Here is an 8,989-nt window from a genome sequence, read left to right on the forward strand (position 1 = left end):
GCCGAACCGGTGGCCCGGGGGTTGGCGGCGGCCTTCTGCCGGCCGGCGTTGACCGCCTCGCCCGCGGTGTCGCGCACCTGGCCGACCTTCGCCGCGACCTGCGGGTGGGAGTCGAGCTGGCGGTGGACCGTCTGGCTGGCGGAGCCGGCGGCGCTGCCGGCGGTGTCCTTGGCCCGCTGGGCGGTCGCTGCGACCTGCGGGTGCGCGTCGAGCTGGCGGCGCACCGTGGCCTTGGCCTGGTCCGCGGTCTGGCGGGCCTTTTCGGTGGCGGAACCCGTCGTCGCGGCCACCTTGGGCCGAACCGACTCGGTCGCCGAGCTCACCCGGCGGCGGAGGTCCTGCGCGGTGCGCCCGGCCACCTTCTGCGGGCTGACGCGGTCGGAAAGCTCGTCGAGATCGTCGCCGAGCCGGGCCCGGGTCGCCTCGATGTCGGACCGGATCTCATCCGGACTCGTGCTGGTCACTGCCCACCTGGCCTTTCAGTCGGTATCTGCGCTGGTGAAGTCCGAGCCGTGCACGGGGAGCGGAGAGGAAGACGGCAGCGGCCTACTTGCGTCGGCTCTGCGCCCACTGGACGTCCTCGCGCAGCGTCTCCACGGTCTGCGTCGGGGCGGGGTGGACCTTGCGGACGGTGGACCGACCCTTCAACGCGAGCACCGCGGCGACAGCGCCGAGCACGACGGTGACGATGAGAGCCGCCCAGCCCAGCGCCATCACTTCCCCGAGTCCGAACATGACGGCCAGCAGGGCGAACAGCAGCGCGAAGTACCCTGCGCCGCCGGCGCCGGCGAACATGCCGGCCCCCTTGCCAGCCTTCTTCGCCTCCTCGCGGACCTCCGCCTTCGCGAGGGCGACTTCCTGGCGGAACAGGGTGGAGATGTCCGTGACGACCTCGGAGACGAGCTGCCCGGTCGAACCGCGGCCCGTGGAGTGCCCCTCCCCGTCGTGACGCGCGGTCGGGTGCCCGCCGCTCGCGGGCCGGCCGTCGGTCGCGAGCGGGCTGTTGGACGAGGGCGAGACGGTCGACGTCGCGGCGGCCGGGGCGCGCAACACCTGGGTCGAGTCGTCCGGCGCGGCCACGTCGACAGCACCCCGGTACGCGGTAACATCGTTCGGGTACGGATCGTCAGTGACGTCCGGCTGTTGACGGTATGTGCTCGTCATGGGATCTCCTCGCGGGTTCTGCTGGCGGGTCGTCCGCGTGGCGGCACCCGTGGAACATCGTGTGGTCTGCGGAATTCCCCACCTTGGGCCGCTTAACCACGCCTCCCGTGACGCCTGAAACGCATATCCGCTCTGATCCGTTCGGCCGCGCTCGCCGGGCGGTCGTCGGCGGTCTCCCCATCCCGATCGGCCTCGTCGTCGGACTCCGGCCGATCCCACGGGCGGCGCACGCCGACGGGGGAGGCCTCCGGGTAGGTCTCGGGCGCGGTGGCGCCGGTCGCCTCACGGGCCGCCTCGGCGTTGAGCAGCGCGCCGATGAGCACGACCGTGACGGCGTAGTACAGCCACAGCATGAGGATGACGACGCCGCCGAGCGCGCCGTAGGTCTTGTTGTAGTGGCCGAAGGCGCGCACGTAGAACGAGAACGCCACCGAGGCGACGATCAGCGCCACGGTCGCGACCACGGCCCCGACCGACGCCCACCGCCAGTTCGCCGGGGTGTGGGCCGGCCCGAAGCGGTAGAGCGTGGCGACCGCGGCCATCACGATCAGCGCCAGCACGAGCCACTGCACCACCGTGAGCACCACCCGGACCGTCCCGTCGGCCACATGGTGGGACAGCAGGGAGCCGCCGGCGGTGATGCCGCCGACGACCAGCACCGCGACGATCACCCCGCCGAGGCTCATCGCGACCGCAAGCGCCCGCAGCCGGACCGGTCCCCGCGTCTCCTCCTGCTCGAAGGCCACGGTCACGGCCTTGATCAGGTTCTGCGTGCCGGCGGAGACCGCCCAGAGCACCCCCGCGAGGCTCAGCAGCAGGCCCAGGCCGAGCCCGGAGTGGTTCGTCGAGACGATGCCGTTCAACCAGTCCCGTAGCACCGTGCTCGTCGACGGCGACAGCGAGTCGGACAGGTCGCCGATCTGGTCGCTCACCGTCTGCGGGCTGGCGACCAGGCCGTAGACGGTGAGCACCGCGATGGCGGCCGGGAAGATCGACATGATCGCCCAGAACGCCACGCCGCTGGCGATCAGCGGGATCGACAGAATGGCGAGCTGTGACTTGACCCGTTTCGCGACCGAGAGCCAGCCCCGCGCCGGAACGGACGTCGGACCGTGCTCGGGGGGGTCGACCTCCCGCACCGGCCGGCTGGTCCGGGGCCCGCGATCATCGTGGCGGCGCCCGAGGAGGGCGGACGGATTCATGGCGATCTCCACTGCCGTCGTGACATGACGGCAGATGTACCCGATCGACCCTGGTCAACCCCCCTTCCGAGGCGCCGCTGCGGGCGCCGGTGTGCGGCGGGTCCCCGGCCGGTGCGCTATCGCGGTCAGTCGGTGCGTTCCTGGGGGGAGGAGTGCTCCCAGTCGGCCAGGATCGTGCGGATTCCCGTGACCAGCAGCAGCGGCCGGTCGAGCATCACGTGGTGACCGGCGAGCGGAATTTCGATCACCGGTGCCACCCGGCCAAGCAGGTTGTACATCTGCACCCCGATGTCCGGCGTCAGCAGGCCGTACTCGGCCCGGAACAGCGCGACCCGGCAGTGCACCTTGCGCAGCACCTCCGGGGAGGGCGTGCGGTTGCCGAACACCTTCGGGTCGAACTTCCACGTCCAGCCGCCCTGCACCGAGCCGATCGACCCACGGGCGATGTGGTCGATGATGAACGGCAACGAGGTCGGCTGGTCCGGAACCGTGCGGAACCGGGCCAGGGCGTCGGTCGCGGTCGGGTAGACCCGCAGCGGCCCGAAGGCGGTCCGGTCGCGGGCCGCCCGCTCCTCCGGGGTGAACTCCTGGACGGGGGAGTCGACGACGACGATGCCGGCGACCCGGTCCGGGTACTCGGCGGCGGTCATGATCGTGACCCAGCCGCCCATGCTGTGGCCGATGATGATCGGCGGTGAGGTGATCCCGGCGTGGTCGATGACGCCGATGACCTCCGCCGCCCACGTGTTCAGCGTGTAGTCCTCGCGCCGGTCGCTGTCACCGTGGCCGGACAGGTCCAGGGCGACTACCCGGTACTCGCTGGGGATCAGGGGGGCGATGTGGTCCCACCACCCCGCGTGGGCGGCGCCGCCGTGCACCAGGACGATCGCCGGCCGCCCGGCCGCACCCCAGCAGCGGTAGCTGATGGTGGCGCCGGCGACCTCGGTCTCGTGCCGCTGCGGTCGGCTGTCAAGGGCGGCCTCGAACCAGGCCGGTGCTTCGTCTTCCATCCCAGGTCTCTGCCGTTCGGGTCGTGGGGCGGGTGGCTCCGGTCGCGGGCCGGGCGGCCTGCGACGTGTCCCACCCTGATACAACACCGCTTGCCCGGGGTTCCGGCCCTTCCGGGGCAGGTTGTCGGATTGACGATGTGTCACCCTGGCACGCTGCGACGACACCGTGACGCGCATGTGACCTCCCGGGCGGCGGCGTGGACCGGCGGTGACTGGCCGACGGCCGCTCAGACGCGGCCGGGGCCGGTGATGCGGCCGGCCAGCACGGGGACGCGCGCACCATCGGGCCAGCGCAGTCGGTCGGACGTGATCAAGCAGGTCGGACGTGATCCAGTCGGTCGGGGCCTGATCCGGTCGGTTGCGGCATGATCCGGTCGGTCAGAACATGAAGGTGGAATTGATGATCGCGCCACGCCGGGTGTACTCGATCACGCAGTCCTGGATGTCCAGCGGATGCGCGGGTATCACCCCGTCGATGACGTCCTGTTCGCGCAGGCCGTGCAGCGACAGCCCGAACCGGCAGACGTAGACCTTCCCGCCTTCCTTGATGAACGTCTCGATCTGGTGGTTGATGTTGTGCTCACCGGGAAACGCGGAATCGCCGGTGTGCGGGAATCCACGGGTCGCCATCGTGTTCATCGCGCCGAGCCCGTAGAAATAGAGGACGGACTCGAAGCCCTTACGGAGCGCGCGGGTGGCCTGCAGTATCGCGACGAAGCTCACCGACGACTCGTGCGCGATCCCGTGGATGAGAGTCAGGTAGCACTCGCCGTCGCGGGCCTGGTAGTCCGGGAAGATCTTGGTCGATCCGTACAGGTTGCTACCCGTGGGAAGCGCCGGATGGGGAACCTCGTTGAGGCTCTGTCGGTCGTTCTCCGTCAGCTCCATGAACGCTCCTCGATCGGGCCCGGGACGTGACCGCGCGGAGCGCCTGTCGCTGGTCTGGCCGGAGCGCCGCCGGTCGCCGTCGACGACGAAACTCGGGACGGTACCGACGATCGGCACGTTCCGCGGAGATCTCCTCGCCGCACGGGTTGCAGTCAAGCATCTCGCCGATTCCTCTGTACGACGAACACGACGATCCGAGACGAAGCTCGTACTTTCTGGTCCCGGTGTGGCCGCGGCGGACCAGACTGTATTGTCTGTCACTCCGAATGGATTTTTCTTTGCAACGATTGACCGGCCTGGGATGTTTTGCGCACCATCGCCGGCGCCAGTCCGAACCGGCGACGGCGCGCGGATTTTCCGGGAATTCGCGCAAGCACCGCTGCTCTGCCCGCCGGGCCGGGCCGGACCGGGCCGGGCTCGGGCTGCCGCGAATCATCCCCTGATCTCGCCGGGATACGCGCCCTGGTGTCTTCGTGCCGGCCGAGGGCTCGCCGGCCGCCACCGCCCCGCGGCGCAGCGCGGACCGCCAGGCAGCGCAACGGCGAACCGGGGATGCTGGTGGGGTGCGATATGCCGTGCTTGCCGACCTCCACGGCCGGCCGGGGGCGTTGCGGCGGATCCTCGCCGCCGCCGCGGTGGCGGGCGCCGACGAGATCGTCTGCCTCGGCGACTACCTGGAGGCGAAGGTCTCGCGCCGCCGGCATGATCCCTCGCGGTTCTGGCCGCTGGAGCGGGTCGTCGACCCCGACCCGGCGCTGTGGGCGCGTCTCGTCGGCATCCGCCGGGTGCTGGGCAACCAGGAGCTGCGCATCCGCGAGCTGCTGCGGCCCGCGCAGATACCCGCCGACCTCGCCGCGCTGCTCGACGCGCCCGAACGGGATCGCCTGCACGGCGTCGTGGGTCTGCACGGCCATCAGATTCGCTGGTCGACCGGCCGCGCCGAGCTGGCCGGCGGCCCGGGCGCGCCGCTCGGGACGGCAGCCCACGACCTCGCGGACGGACGGGACCTGCTCGTCCCGGTCGCCGCCGACGTTCCTCGGGTGCCGGTTGTGGTGGTGGGGCACACCCACCAGGAGGCCCTGTTCGAAATCACCTGGTCGGACACCGCCGCCGGCAGCGAGGCGGCGGACGGCCCGGCGGCGGGTCCGGTGGCCCCGGCGGGGGTCGTGCGGGCGTTGCCTGCCGTCGAGCCCGGCCGGCCGATCTCGGTACCCCGCCCGGACCGCCCGTCCGATGGGCGGCTGTCCGGCGCTGCCACGCTGGTGGTCGCTGCCACGCTGGTGGTCAATGTCGGGCCCGCCCGAGGCAAGCCGTCCCACTGGATGTTGTACGACACGGACCGTGGCGAGATCAGCTTTCGGCGGGCGGTCCGATAGCTAATCGTCCATTGTCAAGCACGTTGGGGCGTCAAATGGCAAGGGTCGGAAGTGAGGGACTTTGGTCCTGTCGCGCCCGACAGATGGGGGTCGTACACTTTCACTAGTCCCGGTGAAGTTCTGCACCTGCGTTCCCCCCGTACGCCAGGTGAGGTGGCTTCACCGGGACTTCTCGCGCTTGAGTGGGTGCGGAGCGTTCCCGGGCGGGAGCGCTCGGTTCCGTGCCGGCGGCCGTGGGATGGCGGCCGCGGCGGCGCTCACCCCCGCGGGGTGATTTCCGGCCGCCTGGCCCACGTGCCGGAGGTATGCCCACGTCCGGTGACCACCGCCGGCGCGATCTCCCGGAGGTCGCACCGGCGCGCTGCGGCGCTCCGCCGATCAGCCTCTCCCAGCGGGTGTCCCCGTCCGGTCGATCCGCGTCTCGCGGCGGGGCGCGTCTCCGCGCCGCTCTGGCCGGCGAGCGCCGGCGGGCCGAGCCCGCCCAGCTTGCGATCGGTAACAGAAGGATGACTGAATGCCACGACGGGTATCGGAGGCGCGACGATGACCCGTGCGTCCGGCGGCGTCGGGACCGTCGGCGGGGAGGGGGAGGGGGCACCCACGATCGAACACCGTCTGTCCCGGAGCGCGTGTCTTCGGCGATGCGGATGAACGATCCGACGGTCGGCGTCGCTTTGCCGACAGGTTCGGCTACGTTCGGATAGATGTGAGATGTTTCGTAGATAACCTGTGTGGGCCGTAGCTGCCCCGTCGACCGGGGTCGATAGCCTGTTTTGGGCATGTACTGACAAAGCTGGGCGTTACATCCGGACGAGTTGGAGGGGGCACGGTCGCGCCGGCGAGAGGCCGGCGTCATCCGGGGTCGTGGGGTCGCGAGGGTCGCGGCCGCCAGGGGAGTTCCGCATCGCGGCGACGCCGCCTCGCGGGTGCCCGCGAACCTGACATTGCGGCTGGGCCGCGGTGCCGGGCGACCGGGGTCCGCGCATCGGCTCGCCACCGCGATACGGGGCATCCGGAGCAGTGCCCGCTCACACGGATAACTCGGAAGGCAGGGGTGAACAGGTGCATGTCCCCGCGGCGCGCATCGTCTTCTCACCGGAGGATCGCGCGGAGATCGCGTCGGCCACGACCGAGATCCTTTCCACCGGTGCGATGACCTTGGGCGCTCATACCAATGAATTCGAGGCGGCATTCGCCGCCGCGCACCGTGCCCCGTTCGCGGTGGCCGTAAGCAGTGGCACGGCCGCACTGGAGATCATTCTCCGCAGTCTGGACGTTCAGGGCGCGGACGTCGTCGTTCCCACCAACACATTCGCCGCGACCGCCTTCGCGGTACTCCGGGCCGGGGGCACCCCGGTCTTCGCGGATGTGAGTCCGGACACCTTTGCGCTGACCGCTCGTGATGTCGAGGCGGTCGTGACGCCCAACACCCGGGCCGTGGTCCTGGTGCACATCGGCGGTCTGATCGCGCCGGACGTCGCCGAGCTGGCGGCGTTCTGCGCCGACCGGGGCCTCGCGCTCGTCGAGGACGCGGCGCACGCCCACGGTTGCCGTCATGGTGCGGGCTACGCCGGCTCCTTCGGGGCGGCGGGCGCGTTCTCGTTCTACCCCACCAAGCTGATCACCAGTGGCGAGGGCGGGATGATCGTCACCGCCGACCCTGCCATCCACGAGGCCGCGCTGATCTACCGCGACCAGGGCAAGGCCGGCTTCCTCGGCAACACCCACATCAAGCAGGGCTACGCGTGGCGCCTCAGCGAGATGCACGCCGTCACCGGCAAGGTGCATCTGCGCCATCTTGACGAGTTCCTGACGACCCGCGCCGCCGTGGCCGCCCGCTACGACGCCGCGCTCGACGCCCTCGACGGTGCGGGCCGCCTGCGGGTGCCCGCGGGCGACGTCTGCAACTACTACAAGTACATCGTGCTGCCCCGCCCCGGCGTCGACCGGGCGCGGCTGAAGAAGGAGCTCAAGGAGCGCCACGGGGTGTCGCTCAGCGGTGAGGTGTACGAGGCGCCGCTGCACCAGCAGCCCGTGTTCAGCGACTACGTGGGCCGCTCGCTGCCGGTCGCGGAGGACCTGTGCGCCCGGCACGTGTGCCTGCCGATCCATTCCGACATGACCGACGCGGAGGCCGACCACGTGGTCACCTCCTTCGCCGCCGCGCTGGCGAGCCTGGACCTGGACGGGTGAGCGTGAGCATGAAGATTGCCGTTACCGGAGGCTCGGGGTTCATCGGCAGCCATGTCGTGGACCGGCTCCTCGACGCCGGCCACGACGTCATCTCCCTCGACGTCGACTCCCGCCCGAGCGACCCGCGAGCCACCAGCAAGCAGGTTGACGTGCTCGACCTGCCGGGGCTGACCGCGGCGCTGGCCGGGGTCGAGGCGGTGTTCCACGTGGCGGGGATGTCCAACGTCGACTTCGCCTACGCCGACCCGGCGCGCACGGTACGCCTCAACGTCGAGGGCACCGGCAACGTCTGCGAGGCGGCCCGGCAGGCCGGCGTCGCCCGCGTGCTGTTCGCCAGCACCGTGTGGGTCTACGGCGCGGTCGGGGAGCAGGCGGATCCGGCGCCGCTCACCGAGGACGCCGAGATCACCCTCGGCCGCGCCGGCCACGTCTACACCTCGACGAAGCTCGCCGCGGAACTGCTGCTGCACAGCTATCAGCAGACCTACGGGCTGCCCTTCACGATCCTGCGCTACGGCATCCCCTACGGCCCCGGCATGCGCGACGAGCTGGTGCTGGCCCGGTTCGTTCGCAAGGCGCTCGACGGCGAATCGCTCACCGTCGCCGGCGACGGGCAGCAGTTCCGCAACTACGTGTTCGTCCGCGACCTCGCCGACGCCCACGTGCTGGCGCTGCGGCCCGAGGCGGAGAACGCCACCATCGCCCTGGAAGGCGCCGAGGCGGTCAGCGTGCTCGAGATGGCGCAGGCGGTGTGCCACCACTTCCCCGGCACGGCGATCGAGCACGTGCCGGCCCGGCCGGGAGACTTCCGGGGCCGGGAGGTGTCGGCGCAGCGAGCGCTGGATCTGCTGGGCTGGCGACCGACCACCCCGTTCACGGACGGGGTAAGGCAGTACATCGAGTGGTACCTGGCAAACCGACGGCCTCCAGCACAGGCCGTCCAGCCCGTCGACGACCTAGACGTCTCCGCGGCGTCCTCGGAGTAACCATGGCGCAGATCGGCGGTATCACGGTGAGCGGATCATCCGAAAACGGCGATTCGGCGGCGACCGCCGCTCCCCCGGGCCGGCCCTCCACGGAGGGTCGGCCGGCAGGGGTGGCGTCGGCGGGGGTGGCGTCGGCGGTCGGGCGACGCGGCGACGACGGGGCACCCGAC

Annotated in this window: 8 protein-coding genes; 3 read left to right on the forward strand and 5 right to left on the reverse strand. The window is 71.1% G+C overall.

The window, feature by feature from the left end; genetic code table 11:
• The 5 genes from ND748_RS18440 to ND748_RS18460 all read right to left on the reverse strand — a co-directional run.
• Positions 1–464 (reverse strand): DUF3618 domain-containing protein (locus ND748_RS18440; protein ID WP_251747118.1); only part of this gene is annotated, 464 nt, incomplete at its 3' end.
• A gap of 82 nt (positions 465–546) precedes the next feature.
• Positions 547–1,164 (reverse strand): phage holin family protein, encoded by a 618-nt coding sequence (locus ND748_RS18445; RefSeq protein ID WP_251747120.1) that lies wholly within the window; start codon positions 1,162–1,164, stop codon positions 547–549.
• Between the two features lie 92 nt (positions 1,165–1,256).
• Entirely contained in the window at positions 1,257–2,366 is a 1,110-nt protein-coding gene (locus ND748_RS18450; RefSeq protein WP_251747122.1) for a YihY/virulence factor BrkB family protein, read from the reverse strand.
• A gap of 125 nt (positions 2,367–2,491) precedes the next feature.
• Positions 2,492–3,376 (reverse strand): alpha/beta fold hydrolase, encoded by an 885-nt coding sequence (locus ND748_RS18455; RefSeq protein WP_251747123.1) that lies wholly within the window; start codon positions 3,374–3,376, stop codon positions 2,492–2,494.
• Between the two features lie 378 nt (positions 3,377–3,754).
• Positions 3,755–4,264, reverse strand: coding sequence for an MSMEG_0572/Sll0783 family nitrogen starvation response protein (locus ND748_RS18460; RefSeq protein ID WP_251747125.1), 510 nt, complete (start codon positions 4,262–4,264; stop codon positions 3,755–3,757).
• A gap of 473 nt (positions 4,265–4,737) precedes the next feature.
• On the opposite strand from ND748_RS18460, the gene ND748_RS18465 reads away from it, so the two are divergent.
• From ND748_RS18465 to ND748_RS18475, 3 genes are all read left to right on the forward strand, one after another.
• Positions 4,738–5,640 carry a metallophosphoesterase gene (locus ND748_RS18465; protein WP_308205659.1) on the forward strand — a complete coding sequence of 301 codons (903 nt, stop codon included), beginning with the start codon at positions 4,738–4,740 and terminating at the stop codon, positions 5,638–5,640.
• 1,062 nt (positions 5,641–6,702) lie between these two features.
• Positions 6,703–7,833: a DegT/DnrJ/EryC1/StrS aminotransferase family protein gene (locus tag ND748_RS18470; protein WP_251747127.1), complete on the forward strand. Its 1,131-nt coding sequence runs from the start codon at positions 6,703–6,705 to the stop codon at positions 7,831–7,833.
• Positions 7,834–7,841: 8 nt separating this feature from the next.
• The gene (locus ND748_RS18475) at positions 7,842–8,819 is read left to right on the forward strand and encodes an NAD(P)-dependent oxidoreductase (RefSeq protein ID WP_251747129.1); all 978 of its coding nucleotides are present in this window, start codon (positions 7,842–7,844) and stop codon (positions 8,817–8,819) included.
• Positions 8,820–8,989 lie beyond the last annotated feature (170 nt).

The sequence above is a fragment of the Frankia sp. AiPs1 genome (assembly GCF_023716945.1).
GTDB lineage: Bacteria > Actinomycetota > Actinomycetes > Frankiales > Frankiaceae > Frankia.

Excerpts from the sequence above, each read along its gene's own strand:
- ND748_RS18445 (WP_251747120.1), bottom strand. The coding sequence starts at position 1,164 with ATGACGAGCACATACCGTCAACAGCCGGACGTCACTGACGATCCGTAC.
- ND748_RS18450 (WP_251747122.1), bottom strand. The coding sequence starts at position 2,366 with ATGAATCCGTCCGCCCTCCTCGGGCGCCGCCACGATGATCGCGGGCCC.
- ND748_RS18455 (WP_251747123.1), bottom strand. The coding sequence starts at position 3,376 with ATGGAAGACGAAGCACCGGCCTGGTTCGAGGCCGCCCTTGACAGCCGA.
- ND748_RS18460 (WP_251747125.1), bottom strand. The coding sequence starts at position 4,264 with ATGGAGCTGACGGAGAACGACCGACAGAGCCTCAACGAGGTTCCCCAT.
- ND748_RS18475 (WP_251747129.1), top strand. The coding sequence starts at position 7,842 with ATGAAGATTGCCGTTACCGGAGGCTCGGGGTTCATCGGCAGCCATGTC.